Annotated in this window: 15 protein-coding genes and 2 pseudogenes; 5 read left to right on the top strand and 12 right to left on the bottom strand. The window is 66.9% G+C overall.

The genetic code is table 11. From position 1 onward, the window contains the following. Nucleotides 1-5: 5 nt before the first annotated feature. The 7 genes and pseudogenes from QFZ69_RS09935 to QFZ69_RS09965 all read right to left on the bottom strand — a co-directional run bounded on the left by QFZ69_RS09935 (nucleotide 6) and on the right by QFZ69_RS09965 (nucleotide 9,793). Nucleotides 6-674: a 1-acyl-sn-glycerol-3-phosphate acyltransferase gene (locus QFZ69_RS09935; RefSeq protein WP_306917747.1), complete on the bottom strand. Its 669-nt coding sequence runs from the start codon at nucleotides 672-674 to the stop codon at nucleotides 6-8. Then, a complete protein-coding gene (locus QFZ69_RS09940; RefSeq protein ID WP_307000082.1) occupies nucleotides 661-1,458 on the bottom strand; it encodes an HAD hydrolase-like protein in 798 nt (265 codons plus the stop codon). The genes QFZ69_RS09935 and QFZ69_RS09940 overlap by 14 nt, the downstream gene beginning before the upstream one ends. A 152-nt stretch (nucleotides 1,459-1,610) precedes the next feature. Beyond that, on the bottom strand, nucleotides 1,611-4,580 hold the full coding sequence (uvrA, locus tag QFZ69_RS09945) for an excinuclease ABC subunit UvrA (RefSeq protein ID WP_373461874.1): 2,970 nt from the start codon (nucleotides 4,578-4,580) through the stop codon (nucleotides 1,611-1,613). An 89-nt stretch (nucleotides 4,581-4,669) separates the two neighbouring features. Further along, the gene (locus tag QFZ69_RS09950; RefSeq protein ID WP_306917749.1) at nucleotides 4,670-5,062 is read right to left on the bottom strand and encodes a GntR family transcriptional regulator; all 393 of its coding nucleotides are present in this window, start codon (nucleotides 5,060-5,062) and stop codon (nucleotides 4,670-4,672) included. Beyond that, a pseudogene (locus QFZ69_RS09955) lies at nucleotides 5,059-6,949 on the bottom strand (ABC transporter ATP-binding protein). Before QFZ69_RS09955 ends, QFZ69_RS09950 begins: the two are co-directional and overlap by 4 nt. 131 nt (nucleotides 6,950-7,080) lie before the next feature. After that, nucleotides 7,081-8,830 (bottom strand): annotated as a pseudogene (locus QFZ69_RS09960) (ABC transporter ATP-binding protein). Nucleotides 8,831-9,016: 186 nt separating this feature from the next. After that, complete coding sequence (locus tag QFZ69_RS09965; protein ID WP_307000085.1) at nucleotides 9,017-9,793, bottom strand: trans-aconitate 2-methyltransferase; 777 nt, start codon at nucleotides 9,791-9,793, stop codon at nucleotides 9,017-9,019. A gap of 147 nt (nucleotides 9,794-9,940) precedes the next feature. Between QFZ69_RS09965 and QFZ69_RS09970 the strand changes: the two genes are divergently transcribed. From QFZ69_RS09970 to QFZ69_RS09980, 3 genes are all read left to right on the top strand, one after another. Continuing rightward, nucleotides 9,941-12,487, top strand: coding sequence for an RNA helicase (locus QFZ69_RS09970; protein ID WP_306917752.1), 2,547 nt, complete (start codon nucleotides 9,941-9,943; stop codon nucleotides 12,485-12,487). 19 nt (nucleotides 12,488-12,506) lie between these two features. After that, nucleotides 12,507-13,007 (top strand): GNAT family N-acetyltransferase, encoded by a 501-nt coding sequence (locus QFZ69_RS09975; protein WP_306917754.1) that lies wholly within the window; start codon nucleotides 12,507-12,509, stop codon nucleotides 13,005-13,007. A 133-nt stretch (nucleotides 13,008-13,140) separates the two neighbouring features. Next, on the top strand, nucleotides 13,141-14,424 hold the full coding sequence (locus QFZ69_RS09980) for an alpha/beta fold hydrolase (protein WP_306919655.1): 1,284 nt from the start codon (nucleotides 13,141-13,143) through the stop codon (nucleotides 14,422-14,424). A gap of 145 nt (nucleotides 14,425-14,569) precedes the next feature. On the opposite strand, the gene QFZ69_RS09985 is transcribed toward QFZ69_RS09980, so the two are convergent. The 3 genes from QFZ69_RS09985 to coaE form a co-directional block, all read right to left on the bottom strand. Next, nucleotides 14,570-15,598 (bottom strand): TerC family protein, encoded by a 1,029-nt coding sequence (locus QFZ69_RS09985; protein WP_306917756.1) that lies wholly within the window; start codon nucleotides 15,596-15,598, stop codon nucleotides 14,570-14,572. A 158-nt stretch (nucleotides 15,599-15,756) separates the two neighbouring features. Further along, nucleotides 15,757-17,838, bottom strand: a complete 2,082-nt coding sequence (gene uvrB, locus QFZ69_RS09990; RefSeq protein ID WP_306917757.1) for an excinuclease ABC subunit UvrB — start codon at nucleotides 17,836-17,838, stop codon at nucleotides 15,757-15,759. Nucleotides 17,839-17,878: 40 nt separating this feature from the next. Beyond that, the gene (coaE, locus tag QFZ69_RS09995; RefSeq protein WP_306917758.1) at nucleotides 17,879-19,192 is read right to left on the bottom strand and encodes a dephospho-CoA kinase; all 1,314 of its coding nucleotides are present in this window, start codon (nucleotides 19,190-19,192) and stop codon (nucleotides 17,879-17,881) included. Between the two features lie 22 nt (nucleotides 19,193-19,214). Here coaE and QFZ69_RS10000 point away from each other — a divergent pair, with 22 nt between their 5' ends. Both QFZ69_RS10000 and QFZ69_RS10005 read left to right on the top strand, forming a co-directional pair. Beyond that, nucleotides 19,215-19,913 carry a YigZ family protein gene (locus QFZ69_RS10000; RefSeq protein ID WP_306917760.1) on the top strand — a complete coding sequence of 233 codons (699 nt, stop codon included), beginning with the start codon at nucleotides 19,215-19,217 and terminating at the stop codon, nucleotides 19,911-19,913. Continuing rightward, entirely contained in the window at nucleotides 19,897-20,418 is a 522-nt protein-coding gene (locus QFZ69_RS10005; protein ID WP_306917762.1) for a GNAT family N-acetyltransferase, read from the top strand. Before QFZ69_RS10000 ends, QFZ69_RS10005 begins: the two co-directional genes overlap by 17 nt. A gap of 489 nt (nucleotides 20,419-20,907) precedes the next feature. Here QFZ69_RS10005 and rpsA read toward each other — a convergent pair whose 3' ends face one another. Both rpsA and QFZ69_RS10015 read right to left on the bottom strand, forming a co-directional pair. Further along, complete coding sequence (rpsA, locus tag QFZ69_RS10010; protein ID WP_306917764.1) at nucleotides 20,908-22,383, bottom strand: 30S ribosomal protein S1; 1,476 nt, start codon at nucleotides 22,381-22,383, stop codon at nucleotides 20,908-20,910. A gap of 231 nt (nucleotides 22,384-22,614) precedes the next feature. After that, nucleotides 22,615-23,901 carry a GNAT family N-acetyltransferase gene (locus QFZ69_RS10015; protein WP_306917766.1) on the bottom strand — a complete coding sequence of 429 codons (1,287 nt, stop codon included), beginning with the start codon at nucleotides 23,899-23,901 and terminating at the stop codon, nucleotides 22,615-22,617. Between the last annotated feature and the right edge of the window lie 39 nt (nucleotides 23,902-23,940).

Consider the following 23,940-nt stretch of genomic DNA (forward strand, 5'->3'; position numbering starts at 1 on the left):
GCGCCCTACTCGATGGCTTTGCTCTGGTTGTAGCCTGTGGCGCGTTCCTGGCCGCTGAGTTCCGCAATCGCGTCCATGATCCGGTCGGTGACCTGGCGACGCGCCGGCAGGGAATGGTCCGGACCCGTCTTTTGGAAGTAGAGCGGCTCGCCGACCCTCATGGTGAAGTGCTGCGGCCTGATGGCCTTGCTGTCCGCAGGCTGCAGGTGTTCGGTGCCGATCAGTCCGACCGGGACAACCGGGGCGCCCGTGGTCAGGGCCAGCCAGCCGACGCCGGTACGGCCGCGGTACAGGAGGCCGTCGCGGGAACGGGTGCCCTCGGGGTAGATCCCGATGCCCCGGCCCGAGTCCAGGATCTCCAGCAGCGTCTTCAGCGCCTGCACGCTGGCAGCCTGCTCGCCACGCTGAACCGGGATCGAACCGACGGACTCGAAGAAGGATTTCATGACCTTCCCCTTGACGCCGCCGGTGTTGAAGTACTCGGCCTTCGCGAAGAACGCCACCGGGCGCGGCATGAGGGCCTGGACGATCACGCTGTCCAGGAAGGAAAGATGGTTCGGGGCCACGATGAACGGACCCTCCTTGGGCACATTTTCCAGGCCGATGACGGTGGGCCGGCAAGTCGAGGTGAGGAGTCCGCGCGTGGTCCAGCGGATTGCATCAAACATTGGCATCGGTGTACACCTCGGTCCGGGCTTCGGTCCGGGCAACGTACGCCATCGCGGCCGCCGCCCGGGCGGGGGTCAGCCCGGCAACGGTCCCGGCTGCGTCCCGTCGGAGGATCGTCTCGTGCAGGGCGGTGGTGGTCTGCACGATCTCGACGGCGCCCGCCTCGTCGAGTTCGCCGTCGAGAGCGAAGCCCCAGCCCACGCCGATGCATTCGAGGCCGTTGGCCGCCGCCCCGGCCACGTCCTGCGCGCGGTCCCCCACCATAACGGCCTGCCGCAGTTCCCCGGCGGATTGGGCTTCCAGATCGGCCAGCGCGGCGGCGACGATCCCGGTCTTTCCCGCCGGAGCGGCGGCATCCGCCTCGGCCGCCTCATCGGCGGCGGAGCCGCGGATCGTGCCGAAGTGGTCCGCGATGCCGTGGTGTTCCAGCACGGTCCGTGCCAGCCCCTCGGGCTTCTGGGTGGCGACGGCCACCGGACGTCCGGCGGCGGCGAAGGATTCCAGCAGGTCCCGGACGCCGGGGTACAGCCGGCTCTGGGCAATGCCGGTGGAGACGTAGTGCGCGCGGTAGATTCGAATGGCGGCCTGCAGCTGGTCGGCCGGGACGCCGGCGATCTCGGTGAGGGAATGACTGAGCTTGGGTCCGATCATCGCGTCCATCCGGGCCTTGCCGGGAACGGGAAGTCCAAGCTCGGTGAGGGCCGCCGCGATTCCGTCCGTTATTCCGCCGGCGGGATCGACAAGAGTGCCGTCCAGGTCAAAGATCACGGGCACTGTTGTTTGGGTCACCGGCCTAGTTTCTCACGAGTGCCGGGATGCCAGAAACTCGCATTCCCCGCAGGGAATACATCGGCGGGACTTTCCCCTGCTGTGCTGGCCCTGCCGGGCCGGCGGCGTTCCGGAACGCGGCCGGCTGCCGCCGGGCAAGGGCCCGGGCGGGCTCAGGCCAGGATGTCGGCCAGGAAGGCTGCCGTGTGGCTCTCCGTCGACTTGGCCACCTGCTCCGGGGTGCCGGAGGCAACGACGCGTCCGCCGCCGGATCCGCCGTCGGGTCCCAGATCCACGATCCAGTCGGCGCTCTTGATGACGTCGAGGTTGTGCTCGATGGTGATGACGGTGTTGCCCTTGTCCACGAGGCCCTGGAGGACCATGAGCAGCTTCCGGATGTCCTCGAAGTGCAGGCCCGTGGTGGGTTCGTCCAGCACGTAGATGCTGCGGCCGTTGGAGCGCTTCTGCAGTTCCGCCGCGAGCTTCACGCGCTGGGCCTCGCCGCCCGAAAGCGTCGTGGCGGGCTGGCCCAGCCGCACGTAGCCGAGGCCGACGTCGACGAGCGTGGACAGGTGCCGGGCGATCGGTGAGAAGGCCGCAAAGAACTCGGCGCCCTCCTCGATCGGCATGTTCAACACGTCCGCGATGGTCTTGCCCTTGTAGTGCACCTCCAGGGTTTCCCGGTTGTACCGGGCTCCGTGGCATACCTCGCAGGGGACGTATACATCCGGCAGGAAGTTCATTTCAATCTTCAGCGTGCCGTCGCCGGAGCAGGCTTCGCAGCGGCCGCCCTTGACGTTGAAGGAGAACCGGCCCGGCTGGTAGCCGCGGACCTTCGCCTCGGTGGTCTCGGCGAAGAGCTTGCGGATGTTGTCGAACACGCCCGTGTAGGTGGCCGGGTTGGAGCGCGGCGTGCGCCCGATCGGGCTCTGGTCCACGTGCACGACCTTGTCGAGGTGTTCGAGGCCCTGGATCAACTTATGCCGTCCGGCCACCTGCTTGGCGCCGTTGAGCTTGTTGGCGAGCACCTTGTAGAGGATCTCGTTGACGAGGGTTGACTTCCCGGAGCCGCTGACCCCGGTCACCGCCGTGAACAGGCCGAGGGGGAAGGTGGCGTCCACGTTCAGGAGGTTGTTCTCCTTGGCGCCGACGACCTTCAGTTCCCGCTTCTTGTCGTACTTGCGGCGCTTCCGGGGAATCTCGATCTGCTTCCGGCCGGAGAGGTAGTCGCCGGTCAGCGATGCGGTGTTTTCCAGCAGTTCCTTGTAGGACCCGGAGTGGACCACCATGCCGCCGTGCTCGCCGGCGCCCGGTCCGATGTCCACTACCCAGTCGGCCTCCTGGATGGTGTCCTCGTCGTGCTCGACCACGATCAGGGTGTTGCCAAGGTCCCGCAACCGGGTGAGCGTTTCGATCAGGCGGCGGTTGTCGCGCTGGTGCAGCCCGATGGACGGCTCGTCCAGGACGTAGAGAACGCCGACGAGGCCGGAGCCGATCTGGGTGGCGAGCCGGATCCGCTGCGCTTCGCCGCCGGAGAGCGTGCCGGAGGGCCGCTCCAGGTTCAGGTACTCCAGGCCGACGTCGAGGAGGAAGGTCAGCCGCGCCTGGATTTCCTTCAGGACCTGGTGCGCGATCTGGGCCTCGCGGTCCGTGAGGACCAGGTTGTTCAGGAAGTCGGCGCATGCGCGCATCGGCAGGGCGGCGACCTGCGCGATGTTATGGCCGTTTATCAGCACCGAGAGCGACGCCGGATTCAGGCGCGCGCCGTTGCAGACCGGGCACGGGATCTGCCGCATGTATTCCTCGTACCGGTCCCGGGCCTTGTCCGAGTCGGTTTCGAGGTGCTTGCGGTGGACGTACTGGATGACGCCCTCGAAGCCGGTGCTGTATTTGCGTTCCCGGCCGAAGCGGTTCCGGTACTGCACCACGACCTTGTGGTCCTTGCCGTGCAGCACGGTCTGGCGGATGTCCTCGGCGAGCTTCTCCCACGGGGTCTTCATCGAGAAACCGAGTTCCTTGGCGAGCCCGCCGAGCAGCCGGTTCCAGTATTCCGTCGTCGCGGTCCCAAGGGACCAGGGCGCGATGGCGCCCTCCGAGAGGGACAGCTCCCCGTTGGGGATGATGAGCTCCTCGTCCACTTCCAGCTTGGTGCCGATGCCGCTGCAGGCGGAGCAGGCGCCGAAGGGGTTGTTGAACGAAAAGGAACGCGGCTCGATCTCATCGATCGCGAGCGGGTGCTCGTTGGGGCACGCAAGGTGTTCCGAGAACGCCCTGACGCGTTCCGGGTCGTCCGCCTCGAGGTCGACGAATTCGGCCAGGATGCGGCCCTCGGCCAGCCCGAGGGCCGTTTCCACCGAGTCGGTGAGGCGCTGGCTGATGCCCTCCTTGACCACCAGGCGGTCCACCACTACTTCGATGGTGTGCTTGAACTGCTTGCCCAGCTTGGGCGGATCGCTGAGCTGGATGAGCTTGTCGTCCACCCGGGCCCGCGAGTAGCCCTTGGCCGTCAGTTCCTTGAACAGGTCGACGAATTCGCCCTTGCGTCCGCGGACCACCGGCGCCAGGACCTGGAAGCGGGTGCCCTCCGGCAGCTCCAGCAGCTGGTCCACGATCTGCTGCGGGGTCTGCTTTGTCACCGGCTCCCCGCAGACGGGACAGTGCGGGCGGCCGACACGGGCCCACAGCAGGCGCATGTAGTCGTAGATCTCCGTGATGGTGCCCACGGTGGAGCGCGGGTTCTTGCTCGTGGATTTCTGGTCGATCGAGACCGCGGGCGAGAGGCCTTCGATGAAGTCGACGTCGGGCTTGTCCACCTGGCCCAGGAACTGACGGGCGTAGGCGGAGAGCGACTCGACGTAGCGGCGCTGGCCCTCGGCGAAGATCGTGTCGAAGGCGAGGGAGGACTTGCCCGAGCCGGACAAACCGGTGAAGACGATCATGGAGTCCCGCGGCAGGTCGAGGTCCACGTTCCGCAGGTTGTGTTCGCGGGCGCCCTTGACCACCAGGCGGGACATGTCCGGACGCTTGACCGCGGGGCGGGAGTCGATGGCGGGGCCCGGTTTTGAGGTGCTCATCGGCGCGGAGCCCATCGGAACGGAGGTCTGGTCATCAACGGCGGGATCTTCAGCTACGGCTTTAGGCACGCTACCAATGCTAATCGAAAACTTCTTCGAACATCCATTCCCTGCTGTGTCCCACCCCGGTAAATGCCGTCCGGTGTGTTAACGGGCTGTCATGCACGGTCATAGGCGGCGGCAAGCAACTGGACGGCCTCCGCGAAGCTGGCGCCCTGGGCCTTGGCCGCGGCCGCAAAGTCGGCGGCGGCTGCCGACAGCGAACTCCAGGCTTCGTCCCGGGCGCAGACGACGGTGCCGTTCCGGCCCCGCGTCGCGACGATTCCGGCCGCCTCCAGTTCCTTGTAGGCACGGGCCACGGTGTGCGGTGCGACGCCCAGTTCGGCGGCAAGGTTGCGGACTGCCGGCAGCCGGGTGCCCGGGACCAGTGTGCCGTTGTCCGCCCGTTCGATGATGTTGAGCCGGAGCTGTTCGAACAGCGGGACCGAGCTGGCCTGGTTTGGTTTCCAGACGCCGGGAAAACGGTCTGCAACGTTCTCGGCGGCATTCACTGCTCCGGCCCCTGGCGGTCCTGGCGCTGTTCGCGACTGGCGAACTGCGCTTCATAGAGATCGGTGTAAAGCCCGCGCCCCGCCAGCAGCTGGTGATGGGTGCCGTGTTCAACAATCCGTCCGTGGTCCATGACCAGAATTAGATCAGCGTCCCGGACGGTGGACAAGCGGTGGGCAATCACGAAGCTCGTCCGGCCGTGCCGGAGGCGCTGCATCGCCTTGCGGATCTGCACCTCTGTGCGGCTGTCCACGGAGCTGGTGGCCTCATCCAGGACCAGGATGCTGCGCCCTGCCAGATGCGCCCTCGCGATTGAAACGAGCTGCCGCTGCCCCCGGCTGAGGGAGTCGCCGTCGTTGCCGAGCATGGTGGCGTACCCGTCCGGCAGCGAGCGGACGAACCGGTCCGCGTGGCTGGCCTGCGCGGCGGCGAGGATCTCGGACTCGCTGGCACCCGGCCGTCCGTACTCGATGTTCTCCCGGATGGTGCCGGTGAACAGCCACGCGTCCTGCAGGACGGCGCCGACGGCGGAGCGCAGCTCGTCGTGGGGCATGCCCGCAATGTCGGTGCCGTCGAGCCTGATCCGTCCGGCGTCCAGTTCATAGAACCGCATGAGCAGGTTCGCCACGGTCGTCTTGCCGGCGCCGGTGTGGCCCACGACCGCAACGGTCTGCCCCGGCTCCACGGTGAAGGTGAGATCCTGCACCGCTGGTGTACCCGGGCGGTAGCTGAAGCCGACCTGCTCGAAGGCGATTCGCCCCCTGGCTCCCGGCGTCCCGGGTTCGGACGTTCCGGGTTCCGGCGTCGCGGGTTCCCGCGTGCCGGGTTCCCGCGTGCCGGGTTCCGGCGTGCCGGGTTCCCGGGCGGGCCCAGGCAGCGGCCCGGCCGTAACCTCGGCGGCGTCCAGCAGGGCGAAGACCCGGTCGGCCGAGGCCAGGCAGGACTGCAGAAGTGTCAGCATTCCGCCGACCTGGCCCATCGGCTGACTGAAAAGCCGGCTGAACTGGATGAAGGCCTGCAGACCCCCGATCGTCATGGCCCCGGCCGTGACCTGGAGGGCACCGACGACGGCGACCGCGACGTAGTTGAGGTTGGAGACGAACACCATCAACGGCTGCACCACGCCCGAAACGTACTGGGCGCGGGCGCTGGCCCGGCTGAGCCTCCTGTTGCTCCCGCTGAATGCGGCCGCCACGGCGACCTGCCGGCCGAACGCCTTGATGACCTCATGCCCGGTGAAGACTTCCTCCAACTGCGCATGCAGCTCCCCACTGCTCCCCCCACTGTTCGGTGAAATTGGCCTGCGACTTCCGGGCCACCAGGACCGTGATCAGGGCGGACACCGGGACGGAGACCAGGGCGATCACCGCCAGGGCAGGTGAGATCCACAGCATCATCACGAGTGCGGCGGAGAGCATCAGCAGGGACATGATCAGCTGGTTCAGTAACTGGTTCAGGGCCTGGGAGATGTTGTCGACGTCGTCGGTGGCTCGGCTCAGGACCTCGCCCCGGTGCTGGTCGTCGAAATGGCCGGACGTCAAAACATGCAGTTTCTCCTCGACGGAGGAGCGCAGACCGTAGCTCAGTCGCTGCACGGCCGTGGCGGCCAGCGCTCCCTGGATCCAGCTGAAGACCGAGGCCCCCAGGTACATGAGGGAGACAGCGGTCAGCAGTCCCGCCAGCTTCGCCTCGTTGAAGGTTCCGCCCAGGACGCTGACAACCACGACATCGGTGGCGTCTCCCAGGTACTTCGGGGCCAAGACATTGAGGGTCACGAAGGCGCAGGTGGCCGCGATGACGCCTGCCATCCGCCACTTGGACGGCCGGAGCAATCCGAGGAGCCGGCGCCCGGTGCGCCGGCGGGACCCGGAGCCGGCCCGGGACGCCACCGGGTCAGCCTGCCCCGATGCGTAGCGGACAGACGGCGGGGAATCGGACGGCGTGGAATCAGGCAGCGTGGAATCAGACGGCGGGGCCGCGGCCGCTCCGGCCAGGAACTCTTCGAGGCCGGGTTTGTGGATCACGGGGTCTCCTTCAGCACGAGCTGGGAAGCTGCGATCTCCTGGTGGCTCGGTGAGGACTCCATCAAGTCCTGGTGGCTACCTTGCGCCACGAGGCGGCCGTTTTCCAGCACAAGGATCAGTCCGGCGTCCACGATCGTGGCCACGCGCTCGGCGACGACCAGTACCGTAGCGGCGCGCAGCAGCGGCTCCAGGGCTCTCCGCAACCGGTAATCGGTGCCGTAGTCAAGAGCCGAGAAGCTGTCGTCGAACAGGTAGACGGGAGCGCGCCGCAGCAGCGCACGGGCGATGCAAAGCCGCTGCCGCTGGCCCCCGGAGAAGTTGGTCCCGCCCTGGCTGACCGGGGACCGCAGCCCCTGCGGCAACCGGCGGACGAAGCCAGCGGCCTGGGCCGTGGCGAGCACGTCCCAGAGTTCCTCGTCAGTGGCCTCCGGCGACCCCATTCTCAGGTTGTCGGCGAGAGTCCCGGAAAACAGGTAGGAGTGTTGCGGCACCAGCGCGACGAGGCCCCGGAGCGTTGCCAGCGGCAGGTCCCGGACCTCGCGGCCGCCGATTGTGATCTGCCCGGCGGTGGTGCCCAGGAACCGGGGCAGCAGGTTCAGCAGCGTGCTTTTGCCGCTGCCGGTGGCGCCGATGATCGCCGTCGTTGTGCCGGGAAGTGCCTTGAAGCTGATGCGCTCAAGCACCGGCGCCTCGGCGCCCGGGTAGGCGAAAGAGACGTTCCGGAACTCCACGATGCTGCCCCCGGGGCCGGCGTCCTCCGGGGCGGGGCAGTCTCGGCCGGCTTCCGCCGGGGCGGGGCCGTCTGCGATGGCGGGTTCAGTATCCAGGACCGCCTGGATACGTTCCGCGCACGCCGCCGCACGCGGGGCGGTCATGAACACGTACATGGCCATCATGATCGCGATCAGAATCTGCAGGATGTAGGCGATGAACGCGGTCAGGGGCGCCGAGCCTCATCTCGCCGGACTGGATGCGGTGCCCGCCGAACCCCACGACGGCGACGGCGGACAGGTTGAACACGAGCATGATCATCGGCATCATCCCGGCGACGAGCAGGGCCGAGTGCAGGTTGTTCCGGGTGAGTTCCCTGTTGGCGCCGTCGAACCGGCGGATCTCGTGGCCCTGCCGGACGAAGCCGCGGATGACGTTGGCGCCAATGATCTGCTCACGCAGTATCCGGCTGATCCGGTCGATGAGCCCCTGGCCCGCCCGGTAGAGCGGAACGAGGCGCCGCACGATCGTGACCATGATGATGGCGAGCACCGGCACGACGGTGGCGACGATGCCCGACAGCGCCAGGTCCTGCTGCATGGCCAGCACAATGCCGCCGAGGAAAATGGCGGGCGCGGCGACCAGCATGGTGAACACCAGGATGGCAAGGTTCTGGATCTGGGCAACGTCGTTGGTGGCCCGGGTCACCAGGCTGGCGGTGCCGAACGCGGCGACTTCCTGGGAGGACAAGGACTGGACCTTGGCGAAGAGCTCTTCGCGCAACTGCCGGCCCACGTCCATGGCCAGGACGGCGCCCAGGTAGCAGGCAGCAACGGCCGCCGCGACCTGAACTGCGGCGAGCACGGCCATCCGGACGCCGAAATCCGCGATGATCGCCGGATTCCGGCCGACAATCCCGTCGTCGATGATGGCGGCATTGAGGGTGGGCAGCAGCAGATTGGCGGTGGTCTGCGCGAGCTGCAGTAGAACGATGGCAAACACGATCACCTTGCGGGCAGCTAACAGGCGCCCCATCAGGCCAATAAGCACCGAACCTCCATCACTGCATCAGGGCACGGACCCGCGACCAGTCTGGCGGCCGCCCCCCGGCCGCTTCGCCATTCTAAGCCCGGTCACAATATGCTGCTCCTTGTCATACGCTGTCCTACGCTCCGGGGTGCGAACCGAGGGCGACGCGAGGGCCAGGCGGGCCGGGAATCGTCACTCGCGCTTGCGGGCCACGGCGAAGATCCGGCGGAACGGGAAGACCGTTCCGTGCACCGAGGGCGGGTAGGCTTCGGCCAGCCGCGCGGAATACTCGGCCTCGAAGACGCGGGCTTCCTCCGGGGACAGAGCGGCCAGCACGGGCCGGAGTCCGGCGCCGCGGACCCACTCCAGAACCGCGTTTTCGCCCGGCAGGAGCTGCAGGTAGGTGGTCTCCCACGCATCGGCGTCGCAGCCGGCGTCGAGCATGATGCGGAGGTATTCGGCGGCTTCGCCGACGACGTCGTGGCGGAGCACGCCGGTGAGCCGGCCGGACCACGACTCGGACTCCGCCAGTCCGCGCATCAGCGTGTGGGATGGCGAGTCGAAGTTTCCGGGGACCTGCAGGGCGAACCAGGCTCCGGGTCTGAGGGCGCCGAGCCAGCGCGGCAGCAGCTCACGGTGGCCGGGAATCCACTGCAGTGCGGCGTTCGTGACGACAACGTCCGTTCCTGCCGAGGGCATCCAGCCGGTGATGTCCGCGAGGCCGAAGGAGAGGTTGGGCGTGGCGGCCGACCGTCCAGCGGCTTGAGCCAGCATCTCCGGTGAGGAATCCAGGCCCAGCACCTGTGCCGAGGGCCAGCGCGCCGCAAGTGTGGCAGTCAGGTTGCCGGGGCCGCAGCCAAGGTCCACCACGAGCCCGGGATTGTCCGCATGGATCCGGGCCGTCAGGTCAAAGTAGGGCCTGTCGCGGTAGTCTCCGAACTGCACGTACTTGGCGGGATCCCATTTCACGATGTTCCTCCATTGGCCGGCAAGGATGCGACCTCCGAAGCCTAGCCGCGTCCGGGGACGGGTCCAAGCAGGCGCGCACCCGGCAGCCCGGGGCGAACTCTGGGAGGAGCATCCGCCGCAGGTTTCCGCCCACTAAGCTGGACAGTGATGAAACTTGTTGATCAGCTCCCCGCCCCGGCCGCGCGAGTCCCAGGCAGGACCGGAATGGATCCGGACGAGCTGTACACGCGCTTCGTCGAGTGGACAGAGAGCCGCGGGCTGGCCCTCTATACCGCCCAGGACGAGGCCGTCATGGAACTGGCCTCCGGCTCCAACGTGATCCTGGCCACCCCCACCGGTTCGGGAAAGTCCCTGGTGGCGATCGCCGCTCACTTCCAGGCCATGGCCAGGGGGCAACGCAGCTACTACACCGCCCCGATCAAGGCCCTCGTGTCGGAAAAATTCTTTGCCCTGTGCGAGATCTTCGGGGCGGAAAACGTCGGGATGATCACCGGCGATTCCGGGGTCAACCAGGACGCCCCGATCATCTGCTGCACCGCGGAAATCCTTGCGAACACGGCCCTGCGCGAAGGCGCCGCCGCGGAACTGGGTGCCGTCATCATGGACGAGTTCCACTTCTACTCCGACCCGCAGCGCGGCTGGGCATGGCAGGTTCCGCTGCTGGAACTCCCCCAGGCCCAGTTCCTGTTGATGTCCGCGACGCTCGGTGATGTCAGCCGCTTCGAGAAGGGCATCAGCGAACTGACCGGGCGTCCGACGACGACCGTCAGTTCCGTGGAACGCCCCATCCCGTTGCACTACTACTACGAGCAGACGCCCGTCCACGAGACCCTCGAAGAGTTGCTCGCCACGAAGCAGGTGCCCGTCTACGTGGTGCACTTCAGCCAGGTGGAGGCCATCGACCGCGCGCAGAACCTGATGAGCATCAACGTCTGCACCCGCGAGGAAAAGGACAAGATCGCCGAGCTGATCGCCGGCTTCCGGTTCGCCGCCGGCTTCGGCAAGACCCTCAACCGGCTGGTCCGCCACGGCATCGGCGTCCACCACGCCGGCATGCTGCCGAAGTACCGCCGGCTCGTGGAGCAGCTGGCCCAGGCGGGTCTGCTCAAGGTCATCTGCGGCACCGACACTCTCGGCGTCGGCATCAACGTGCCGATCCGCACGGTGCTCCTGACCGCCCTGAGCAAGTACGACGGCGTCCGCACCCGGCTGTTGAACTCCCGGGAGTTCCACCAGATCGCGGGCCGGGCCGGCCGTGCCGGCTACGACACCGCCGGGACTGTCGTGGTGCAGGCGCCCGAGCACGTCATCGAAAACGTCAAGGCGATGGCCAAGGCAACGGCAAAGTTCGGCGATGACCAGAAGAAGCTGCGCCAGGTGGTCAGGAAGAAGCCGCCCGAGGGATTCGTGTCCTGGGGCGAGCCCACCTACAAGCGCCTCGTCGAATCGGTCCCGGACCCGCTGACGTCGAGCTTCACCGTGACCCACGCGATGTTGATGAACCTGATGGAACGGCCGGGCGATCCGTTCAAGGCTGCCCGGCGGCTGCTCACCGAGAACCACGAGCCGCGTGCCTCCCAGCTGCAGCTGATGAAGAAGGCCCTGGGCATCTACCGGGAGCTGCTGGCGGCCGGCGTCGTGGAGCGCATACCCGCCGGGGAGCAGGGCCGGGACGGTCGCACCGTCCGGCTGACGATCCATCTGCAGGCCAACTTCGCGCTAAACCAACCGCTGTCCCCGTTCGCCCTCGCGGCGCTGGAACTGCTGGATCCGGAGTCGCCGTCGTACGCCCTGGATGTGGTGTCCGTGATCGAGTCCACCCTGGAGAAGCCGCGGCAGATCCTCTCCGCACAGCAAAAGAAGGCCCGTGGCGAGGCGATCGCGGCGATGAAGGCCGACGGTATCGACTACGACCAGCGCATGGCCATGCTCGAGGAAGTCAGCTATCCGCAGCCGCTGGCGGAGATCCTGGGCGAGGCGTTTGACGTCTACCGCAAGGCGGCTCCCTGGATCGGCGACTTCGAGCTCGCGCCCAAATCCGTGATCCGGGACATGTACGAACGCGCGATGAACTTCGGCGAATTCGTCCAGTTCTACGGCCTGGCGCGTTCCGAAGGCATTGTGCTGCGCTACCTTGCGGACGGCTTCAAGGCGCTCCGTCAGACCGTCCCGCAGGACTTCCTGCGCGAGGACCTCGAGGACCTGATCGCCTGGCTTGGCGAGCTGGTCCGTCAGGTGGACTCGAGCCTGCTGGACGAATGGGAGGAGCTAACGTCCGGCGCCGCACCGACCCCGCACGACGCTCCCCCGCCCCCGCCGCCCTCGCTGACCTCCAACATCCGGGCTTTCCGGGTGATGGTCCGCAACGAAATGTTCCGCCGGGTGGAACTGTTCGCGGACGAGGACGCCGCCGCGCTGGGCGAGCTCGACGGCGGATCCGGCTGGGACGCCGAACGCTGGGAAGACGTCCTCGATGACTACTTCGATGAACACGAGGACATCGGCACCGGACCCGACGCCCGCGGACCGGGCCTGCTGATCATCACCGAGGAACCCGGGATGTGGAAAGTCCGGCAGATCTTCGAGGACCCGGCCGGCAACCACGACTGGGGCATCTCGGCCCAGGTGGACCTCGCCGCCTCCGATGAGAGCGGTACCGCCGTCGTGCGGGTAACCGACGTCAACCGGCTGTAGGGACTAGTAAACTCGAACAATGAGTGTAATTCGGCCTGCGACGGCGAACGATGTCCCCGCAATCCTGCAGATGATCCACGACCTGGCGGTCTACGAGAAAGAGCCGGACGCGGTCCGGAACACCCCCGAGATGCTTGCGGCCGCGCTGTTCGGGGAGAACCCGCGGATCTTTGCGACGATGGCCGAGAACGAAGCCGGCGACATCCAGGGCTTCGCGCTCTGGTTCCTGAACTACTCCACCTGGGAAGGTGTCCATGGCATCTACCTCGAGGACCTGTACGTGACGCCCGAGGCCCGCGGTGCGGGCCACGGCAAGGCCCTCCTGCAGCACCTCGCCGCGACCGCCGTCGACCGTGGCTATGCGCGGGTGGAATGGAGCGTCCTGGACTGGAACGAACCCTCCATCAGCTTTTATAAGAACCTGGGTGCCGCGCCGATGGAGGAATGGTCCACCTTCCGGCTCACCGGAGCCGCGCTGGAATCCTTCGGCACCTCCCGCCGGGCCCAAACCTTTGGCTGACCGTCCGGTGGCTGATCTGCCGCTGACCGGGCGCGCCGCCGCGGACCTGTATGAGGCAGAGGGCGGCCGATCCTCCGGCACCGTCCCGGGCACCGTCCCGCATACCGTCAAGGCGCGGCACGAGTATCGCGGCATGCGCACCGTGGAGCACTATTTCGAGGTGCCGCTGGACCACTTCGGCGGCGCCGACCCGAGTCCCGGCTGCGAAGAGACGATCACCGTGTTCGCCCGCGAGTATGTCGCCGCGGAACACAGCGAGGAGGAGGCGGCCGAGCTGCCCTGGCTGCTTTACCTGCAGGGCGGTCCGGGCGGGCGCGGCAACCGTCTCCCCGCCCTCGGCGGCTGGAGCAAGGCAGCCGCCAAGGACTTCCGCATCCTCATGCTGGACCAGCGGGGCACCGGCCTGTCCTCCGTCATCGACCGCAACACGCTCCCCCTGCGGGGCAACGAAGCGGACCAGGCCGGGTATCTGTCCCATTTCCGCGCGGACTCCATCGTCGCGGACGCCGAAGCCATCCGGCGGGCCCTGGGCTCGGCGCCCTGGACCATCTACGGCCAGAGCTATGGCGGGTTCTGTGCCCTCAGCTACCTCTCCTCGGCCCCTGAGGGCCTTCGCGAAGTCCTCATCACGGGCGGGCTGGCTCCGCTGACGGGATCCGCGGACCGCGTGTACCGGGCCACCTTCCGGCGTGTCGCCGCCCGGAACGCCGAATACTTCGGTTGGTATCCCGAGGACCGGCAAGCTGTCAGCAGCATTGCCCGGCACTTGAGGGAGACCGAGGAGATCCTGCCGGACGGCTCACGGCTGACGGTGGAGCGCTTCCAGATGGCGGGCGCATGCCTGGGCGGAAACACCCGGGTGGACGCGCTGCACCACCTGCTGGAGGACGCTTTTGTCAGTACTCCCGACGGCGAGAGGCTCTCGGACGCCTTCCTGGAACAGGTCCGCTGCCTCGTCACCCGCTCCCGCAACCCGCTGTACGCGCTGATGCACGAATCCATCTACGGCCAGGGCGAGGCCACTGACTGGGCCGCCTGGCGGGTCCTCCAGGATTTTCCCGAGTTCCAGCCGGACGTACCGGAGCCGCTGCTGACCGGTGAAATGGTCTATCCGTGGTACTTCGAACAGGACCCGGCACTCCGCCCGCTTCGGAAGGTCGCGCAACTGCTGGCGGAAAAAGCCGACTGGACGCCGCTGTACGACCCGGACCGCTTGGCCCTCAACAGCGTTCCGGTGGCCGCCGCCGTCTACACCGACGACATTTACGTCGACCGGGACCTCTCGCTCGAGACCGCGGCCGCTGTCCGCGGGCTGCAGGTCTGGGAGTCTGCGGACTTCCACCATGACGGCATCGCGGATGACGGCGAGGGGATCTTTGCCCGTCTACTGGGCATGACCCGCTCGGTCCGGCACTGACCCGGTCGGTCCGGCACTGACCCGGCCGCCTCAGCCGGCGAATACATAGCCGGACGTAGGCTCCGGCCCGGAAACCTGGCCGGCAAACAGGACGGCGCCGGACCCTTGAGGGTCCGGCGCCGTCCTGTCTTGCACTGCTGCGGAGTTACTCGGCGTCGCTGAGGCTCTTGCGGGAGTCCTCTTCGAGGCGGGCGTCGAGCTTTGCCTTGGACGCCTTGGAGCTGGCCAGGCTGGCAATGACGGCCACGACGATGGTGCCGATGATCACGCCGAGGGAGACGAACGTCGGGATCTCAGGAGCCCACTCGATGTGCTGGCCGCCGTTGATGAACGGCAGTTCGTTGACGTGCATGGCGTGCAGGACGAGCTTGATGCCGATGAACGCGAGGATCACGGACAGGGCGTGCTTCAGGTAGATGAGGCGGTTCATCAGGCCGCCGAGCAGGAAGTACAGCTGCCGCAGACCCATCAGGGCAAAGATGTTCGCGGTGAAGACGATGAAGGCGCTCTGGGTGAGGCCGAAGATCGCCGGGATGGAGTCGACCGCGAAGAGCAGGTCCGTCATGCCGATGGTCACGAAGACGATCAGCATCGGGGTGAAGACCTTCTTGCCGTCCACGACGGTGCGGAGCTTGCCGCCGTCGAACTTCTCCGACATCGGCAGGACCCTCCGGATCCGGGCGATCAGCGGGTTTTCCTTGTCTTCCTCGTCCTCGCCATCATCCTGGGCCTGCTTCCACGCCGTCCATAGCAGGAAGGCACCGAAGATGTAGAAGACCCAGCTGAACTGTTCAATCACGATTGCGCCGAGAAGAATGAAGATGCCGCGGAGGATCAGCGCGATGATGATGCCCACCATGAGCACTTCCTGCTGGTACTTACGCGGTACCGAGAAGCGCGCCATGATGATGATGAACACGAACAGGTTATCGATGCTGAGGCTGTATTCGGTCACCCAGCCGGCGAGGAACTGTCCGCCGAACTCCGGGCCGGTAAAGGCGAACATGGCGCCCGCGAAAACGAGGGCGAGCGCGATGTAGAAGGAAACCCACAGCCCCGCCTCCTTCATGGAAGGCTCGTGCGGGCGCTTCAGGACCAACAGCAGGTCAATGGCGAGGATGATGCCGAGAGCGACAAAAGAGCCGACCTCGAACCAGATAGGAAGTTCGGGCACGAAGATACCTTTCGCAGGGTGCGGATTAGCGGTGTAAGTCTCTCCGACTGCCGGCGTCGTACTGCCTGGCTGCCCGCTACGCCCGGCAGGGCATCTGTGCCGTGCGTGTTGACGATCGTAGCGCTTGGGATACTCCCCTACGTCCGAACCACTTTACCCTAGGCGTGCCCGGCGGACTGCATCTGCCGGAGTTCCTTCTTCAGCTCGCCGACCTCGTCGCGCAGGCGGGCGGCGAGTTCGAACTGGAGCTCCGCGGCGGCGGCGTGCATCTGTTCGGTCAGCTGTTCGATCAGTCCCACGAGGTCCTCGGCAGGAGCGGCCGCGAGCCCGTCGGCCCGGACCTTGGAAGCGCCCTTGCCCTTGCCGCGTGCCTTGCCCGCGGCGGCCAGCAGTTCGCGGGTGTCCGCATCCTCCTTGGCGATCTGATCCGTGATGTCCGCGATTTTCTTCCGCAGCGGCTGCGGATCGATCCCTTTTTCGGTGTTGTACGCGACCTGGATCTCGCGGCGGCGGTTGGTCTCGTCGATCGCCTTGGCCATGGAATCGGTGATGCGGTCCGCGTACATGTGGACTTCGCCGGAGACATTGCGTGCGGCACGGCCGATGGTCTGGATCAGCGAGGTCGCCGAGCGCAGGAACCCTTCCTTGTCCGCGTCCAGGATGCTCACAAGCGATACCTCCGGCAGGTCAAGGCCTTCACGGAGCAGGTTGATGCCCACCAGGACGTCGAAGACGCCCATCCGGAGTTCGCGGAGCAGTTCCACCCGGCGGAGGGTGTCGACGTCCGAGTGCAGGTATTCGACCTTGACGCCGTGGCCCAGCAGGTAATCGGTAAGATCCTCGGCCATCCGCTTTGTCAGGGTGGTGACCAGGACGCGTTCATTCTTTGCCGTGCGGGTCCGGATCTCACCCAGGAGGTCATCGATCTGGCCCTTGGTGGGTTTGACGATGACTTGGGGGTCGATCAGGCCGGTGGGACGGATGATCTGCTGGACGAAACCGTCGGACTTGCCGAGCTCGTACTTGCCCGGGGTGGCAGACAGATAGACGGTCTGGCCGACGCGGTCCTGGAACTCGTCCCATTTGAGCGGCCGGTTGTCCATTGCCGAGGGCAGCCGGAAGCCATGGTCCACCAGGTTCCGCTTGCGGGACATGTCGCCCTCGTACATGGCGCCGATCTGCGGCACCGTCACGTGGGATTCATCAATGACCAGGAGGAAGTCGTCCGGGAAGTAGTCGATGAGGCAGTGCGGCGCGGTCCCGCGGGCGCGGCCGTCGATGTGCGAAGAATAGTTCTCGATGCCGTTGCAGAAGCCCATCTGCTGCATCATCTCCAGGTCGTAGGTGGTGCGCATCCGGAGCCGCTGGGCTTCCACGAGCTTGTTCTGGCTCTCAAGCACCGCGAGCCGCTCGGCCAGTTCGTCCTCGATCCGCTTGATCGCCCGGCCCATGCGTTCCGGACCGGCCACGTAGTGCGAGGCCGGGAAGACGTACATCTCGGTCTCGTCCCGGAGGACCTCCCCGGTGAGCGGGTGCAGGGTGTAGATGTTCTCGATCTCGTCCCCGAAGAACTCGATCCGGATCGCCAGCTCCTCGTACATCGGGATGATTTCCACGGTGTCGCCGCGGACCCGGAACGTGCCGCGGTGGAAGTCCATGTCGTTCCGGGCGTACTGCATGGAGACGAACTTGCGCAGCAGGGCGTCCCGGTTCATCTCCGCCCCCTTGCGGAGGGTCACCATGCCGGCAATGTATTCTTCCGGGGTGCCGAGGCCGTAGATGCAGGAGACGGTGGCCACCACGATCACGTCCCGCCGGGTCAGCAGCGCGTTCGTGGCGGAGTGCCGGAGTCGTTCCACCTCCTCGTTGACGGAGGAATCCTTCTCGATGAAGGTGTCCGTCTGCGCGACATAGGCCTCGGGCTGGTAGTAGTCGTAGTAGGAGACGAAGTACTCGACCGCGTTGTTCGGGAGCAGTTCGCGGAATTCGTTGGCCAGCTGCGCGGCGAGGGTCTTGTTCTGCACCATCACCAGGGTGGGCCGCTGGACCTGTTCGACCAGCCAGGCCGTCGTAGCGCTCTTGCCGGTACCGGTGGCTCCGAGCAGCACCACGTCCTTTTCGCCGCCCTTGATGCGCTCGGTCAGTTCGGCGATGGCAGTCGGCTGGTCACCCGCCGGCTGGAACTCGCTGATGACCTCGAACGGCGCCACGACACGGTTGATCTCCTGGGCAAGACTCATGCATCTAATTTACCGCCGGGCGGCGACAAGAATTCGGGATTCAGCTTTGGGCGGTACCGGGTCCGGCTCCCGAGGAGCCCCGGGTCCCCGTGCCGGTTCCTTCCGCTGTGCCGCCCGCTACGCCCGCCGCTGTTCCGGCGGCTGCGCCGTACGACGGCGGCTGCCAGCCCGTGCGCTGCGCCCAGGCCTCCATCCGTGGGGCGGCATAGTCGGTGAACCAGCTCTCCTTGTCGGCAGCGTATCCGGCAGTGGACTTGTCCGCGACGTGACGCCTGGCAACCCGGCGCTTTTCGGCCAGGTAATCAACCCGGGCGGCGGCGTCGTCGCGCAGCCAATCGCGGAAGCAGAGCGCAAAACGCCAGCCCGGCGACCCTGCGGCCCGGATGTGGACGTTGACGGCCCGGCCGGGGTCCGCATTGCCGTGCAGCCGCTTGACCCAGTCGGCCGGGTCCGGATGGGCCGGCTTGGGATTGTCCGAGACGGTCCCCGGCCAGCGCGGGAACCCGGCTTCGGCCAGCAGCGGTGCGATCCGGTCCGCGGCGGCCATGTCCCACACGCCGAGCTGGAGGTCGAGAACGTCCTTGGCGTCGAGCCCGGGAACGGCAGTGGAGCCGACGTGGTCCAGCGCCACGATCTCCTGCGGGGCCGCTGCCTGCAGGCGCGCGATCAGCCGTCCGGCCTGCGCCGGCCAGTCCGGTTTGGCCGTCGTGATCACTGGCCCGCCCGTCCGGGGGGCGACACGGCGGTCCTTCAGATTTGCTGCGAAGGGTACCAGCCGGAACTTCCAGAGCCGGTCCACGGCGTCGCGCAGTTCCTCTTTTGAACCCGAGTTGTCCAGCACGACGTCGGCAGCGGCCAACCGGTCCTCCCGCGAGGCCTGGGCAGACATTCTGGCGTGGGCGTCCTCTTCGGTCATATGCCGGTGTTGCACCATCCGCTGCACCCGGACCGCGTCCGGAGCGTCCACCACCAGGACCAGATGGAAGTGGCTTCCCTGCCCGGTTTCCACCAGGAGCGGGATGTCCTGGACCACGACGGCCCCCGCCGGGGCACCGGCCACCAGCGCGGCGGCGCGCTCCCGGACGAGGGGATGGACGATGCCGTTCAGCACCGCGAGGCGTTCCGGGTCGCCGAAGACCAGGGCTCCCAACCGGGGGCGGTCTAGGTGGCCGTCCGGTGTCAGGATTCCGGAGCTGAACGCTTCGACGACCCGCGCCAGTCCGGAACTCCCCGGCTCGACGACTTCCCGCGCAAGCGCGTCGGCGTCGACCAGCACCGCGCCGAGATCGCGCAGGCGCGAGGCAACCACTGACTTCCCTGAGGCTATGCCGCCCGTTAACCCGATCTTCAGCACTCCCCCAGACTAAACTGATCCGGTGGCAGATGATGCAGTGATCGCGGAGAGCCGGGCCACGGCGTACACGACGCTGGCCGAACCGGAGTTCCGGCACGAGTTTGAGGTCAAGCGTTCCCGGTTCATCACCGTGCTGCACCGCACGGGAGACGAGGAACGGGCCCGGTCGGTGCTGGCCGGGCTCCGCAAGGAATTTTACGATGCACGGCACCACTGCTCGGCGTTCGTCCTGGGGGCAGACCGGAGCGTGCAACGCTCCAATGACGACGGCGAGCCCTCCGGGACGGCCGGCGCCCCGATGCTGGAGGCGCTGCTCAAACGTGAGACCGCTCCCGGGGTGACGGACCTCAGCGACGTGACGGCCGTCGTCGTACGCTATTTCGGCGGAATCCTGCTCGGCGCGGGCGGACTGGTACGGGCCTACTCCGAATCCGTGTCCGCTGCCCTGGACCAGACGCGGCTGGTGAAACGGCGACGGCTGCGCATCTGCGCCGTTCCAGTGCCGCACACGGCGGCGGGCCGGCTGGAAAATGACCTGCGCGCCGCGGGCTATGTCATGGCGGACACGAGTTACGAGGCGCAGAATACTACTCTCAGGATCGCCCTGCCGGACGATCCGGCCGGGCTGGACGAGGCCGCTGAGCGGCTCGCGGGCCTGTCAGCGGGACGCGCGGTGCTGGTGCCCGGAGAAACGGAGTGGGTCGATGTCCCCATCAGCTGAGTTGTCCCTTACCGTGTCGCTCGTGGATGTCGGGGAGGACGTGCTGGAGCACCTCCTGGCTGTCGCGATCCGGGACGCCGATGCCGACGAGGTGACGCCACCGCTGGGCAGCGGGGCCGGCTGGAGCTCGGAGCGGATCAGCTGGTTCCGCGGATACCACCACGCGGCGTCAGGGCTCGACGGCCCCGCACAGCAGAAGAGCTGGGCCATCCGCTGCGACGGGGAGCTGGCCGGCTCCATCCGGCTCAGGTGGACGGGACCGGGGACTCTCGAAACCGGGATCTGGATGGCGCGGGGCTGGCGCGGCCGGGGTATCGGCCACGAGGCCCTGCGGCAGGTGAAGGCCCACGCCGCGGCCTCCGGCGCCACCGGATTGGACGCTGACACGACCGCCGGCAACGGCGCGGCGCTCGCCCTGCTGCGCGGGGCCGGCGCCGAGCTGGTGTTCGCCGCAGCATCCGGCGCCGCGGCGGTGCCGGTGAAGGCCCGCATCCCGCTGCTCTGACGCGGGCTCCCCCACGTGCACCCCCGGGGGACATGCCCCATGCTCCCCTCGACCGCTGGACACAGTGCCCAAGTGCCCATTCTTCGAGCCCAGGACTGGGCATGTCCTCCCGTGATTCCTGCCAGGGGCATGTCCTCCGGGGCCACGCCCGCGGCATGGACATGCCCAGCCTTGGGCCATGCCGCTGGGCATAGACCCATGGTGCCCATTCCCCGGACCCAGGACTGGACATGTCCCCCCCGTAGGTCCCACACCCGTGGCATGGACATGCCCAGCCTTGGGCCACGCCGCTGGGCATAGACCCATGGTGCCCATTCCCCGGACCCAGGACTGGACATGTCCCCCCGTGATTCCTCCCAGGACTGGACATGTCCTCCCGAGTTCCGCGAGGGTCAACGCGGCCCGGGCGTCTTGATGCAAAAGCGGGCCCCTGCATATGGCAGGGGCCCGCTTGAGTCAGCCCTCGATCGCTCGGGAGCTGGCGGCAAATTAGTTGCCGGTCAGCTTCTCGCGCAGTGCTGCAAGAGCCTCGTCCGAAGCAAGCGTGCCTGCACCGGTCTCGGTTGCAGCCGGCTCGGAGGAGTAGCTGGTGGTGCCGGAGTCGCTCTCGCCGGACGTTGCAGCTGCAGCGTCGTCGGCAGCGTGCTGGGCAACCTGCTTCTTGTGTGCTTCCCAGCGGGTCTGGGCGTCAGCGTACTGCTGCTCCCAGACGGCGCGCTGCGTCTCGTAGCCTTCAAGCCACTCGTTGGACTCCGGGTCGAAGCCCTCCGGGTACTTGTAGTTGCCTTCTTCGTCGTACTCAGCGGCCATGCCGTAGAGAGCCGGATCGAATTCGGTGCTCTCAGCGTCAACGCCCTCGTTAGCCTGCTTGAGGGAGAGGGAGATGCGGCGACGCTCGAGGTCGATGTCGATGACCTTGACGAACAGCTCGTCACCAACGGACACAACCTGCTCGGCCAGCTCAACGTGGCGGACTGCGAGCTCGGAGATGTGGACCAGGCCTTCGATGCCGTCTTCAACGCGGACGAACGCGCCGAACGGAACCAGCTTGGTGACCTTACCCGGAACAACCTGCCCGAGGGCGTGGGTGCGGGCGAAGGTCTGCCACGGATCTTCCTGCGTAGCCTTGAGCGACAGGGAAACACGCTCGCGGTCCAGGTCGACCTCGAGAACCTCGACGGTGACTTCCTGGCCGACTTCGACAACCTCGGACGGGTGGTCGATGTGCTTCCAGGACAGCTCGGAAACGTGTACCAGGCCGTCTACGCCGCCCAGGTCCACGAAGGCACCGAAGTTGACGATGGAGGAAACGACGCCGGGACGAACCTGGCCCTTTTCCAGCTTGTTGAGGAACGTGGAGCGGACCTCGGACTGGGTCTGTTCGAGCCAGGCACGGCGGGACAGCACAACGTTGTTGCGGTTCTTGTCCAGCTCGATGATCTTGGCTTCGATCTGCTGACCGATGTACGGAGCAAGGTCGCGCACACGGCGCATCTCGACGAGGGATGCGGGCAGGAAGCCGCGCAGACCGATGTCGAGGATAAGACCACCCTTGACAACCTCGATGACGGTACCGGTGACAACACCGTCTTCTTCCTTGACCTTCTCGATGTCGCCCCAGGCACGCTCGTACTGAGCACGCTTCTTGGAGAGGATCAGGCGGCCTTCTTTGTCTTCCTTGGTGAGCACCAGGGCTTCGACCAGATCGCCGACGGAGACGACGTCTCCGGGATCAACATCGTGTTTGATGGAAAGCTCACGGGAGGGAATGACACCTTCGGTCTTGTAACCGATGTCGAGCAGAACTTCATCGCGGTCAACCTTGACGACGGTACCTTCGACGAGATCTCCGTCGTTGAAGTACTTGATGGTGGCGTCGACTGCTGCGAGGAAGTCCTCAGCGGTACCGATGTCGTTAATGGCGACTACGGGGGTACCGGGCTTCTCGGTGGAGGTGATGGTCATGTAGTAGGGGCTCCGTTGTGGATAGTTAGTCGGTCAGGGAAACCACTTCGCCCGCACTATGGAATGCAAGCCAAACGCACGGCGTCTCAACTGCGATCAGCCGGGTCTTCCTGATTTGTGGATTGTAGATGCGCGCACGTAGTCCACGCCCGCTTAGTCTAGTCGTTTACGTCAACGCCGGTCAAAGCGCAACGGGTGGCCGAGCGGTCCGGCGGGGCGCCCGTTTTCCGTTCAGAAGTGGGTGAGGCAGTGCGGTGCGCGCTCGACGGCGAACATCCGCCGGGCGGTCAGCGCTGCTCCGGCGGCGCGCTGGCTGATCCGGCCGGCAGCGGCAAGCGTGACCGGGCAGACACCGCCGAGGTAGATGGAGCCCAGCGCCGCGACGTCCATGACCAGATCCGTTCCGCGGTCCTCCCCCACCCGGGTGACGGTGGCGTCGCCGTCGCGCACCACCAGCTCGAACGTCCCGCCGGCAAGTCCGAGGCCGTCCAGGATCCGCAGGACGAGGGTGCCGTCCGCGGTATAGCGGCGCGCCGCCAGGGCCGCCGCGGTGTCCAGGATCCTGAGCCAGAGCATGTCGCGGTGGTCCGAGGCCTCGATGCAGCGCGCGTCCTCCAGCGCCCAGCCCAGCGGATCGTCAACCGGTGACTCCTGCCAGCTGACCCGCTCCACCAGGTCGATGCTGCCCAGGAACTGCCACAGCTCCAGATACGCTGCGTCGGTGGCAGCCAGCAGGTCCACAATCTTGACCATCGGAGGTTTGGCCTCCCAGCCGGCAAACTTGTAGGAAACGTAGCCGTCCACAGTACCGTCGGCGTCGTAGTGCAGGGCGCACTTGACCGCGCCGTCCTCGGAACCGTCTTTGGACCAGGCCCCGGAAACCCTTTGCCGGTACGCCTCCTGACGGCCCAGCGAACCGGGAGTATGCCGGTGGACGCGGGCAAACACCTCGGGGGCGAGGTCCAGCAGAACCCTGGGGTCGGCGATTTCCACCCGGCCGGTGGCGCCATGCCGGAGCCGGAACCGCGGCCCGGTATCCACCTGGATGATGCGTTCAAAGGTGGCGACGCCGTAGCCGAATCGTTCGTAGATCGACGCTTCCGAGGCCGTCAGGGCGGCTACGGCCATCCCGTCAGCGCGGGCGGCCGTCAGGTCCTCCGTCATCATCCGGCGCAGCAGCCCCTGGCGGCGGTGCGTGCCGCGCACCGTAACGGAGGTGACCATGTGGGCCGGCAGCTGCCGGCCGTAACCGATGTTCAGCTCCTTCCGAAAGGTCGCGAAGGTGGCGACTGGAACGTCCCTGGCCAGGGAGTGGGCCGCCACCTCACCCTGGTAGACCCCGGTCAGTTCCCGGTTGTCCACCCGGTTCATGGCCAGGAGCTTGTCCACGAACTCTTCCTTGTGCCGGTCGTCGTAGAAGCCGACGCCGACGCCGCGGAGCCACTCCGCGCCCGCGGCGTAGCCCGGTCCGTCCTTCTCTGCCGCCCGGAACCGCCTGATCTCGTACTGCCCTGCCACGTACTTCCCCCTGTGAAAAGAACTGCCGGTGAATCCCGC

Source organism: Arthrobacter sp. V1I7 (assembly GCF_030817015.1).
GTDB lineage: Bacteria > Actinomycetota > Actinomycetes > Actinomycetales > Micrococcaceae > Arthrobacter.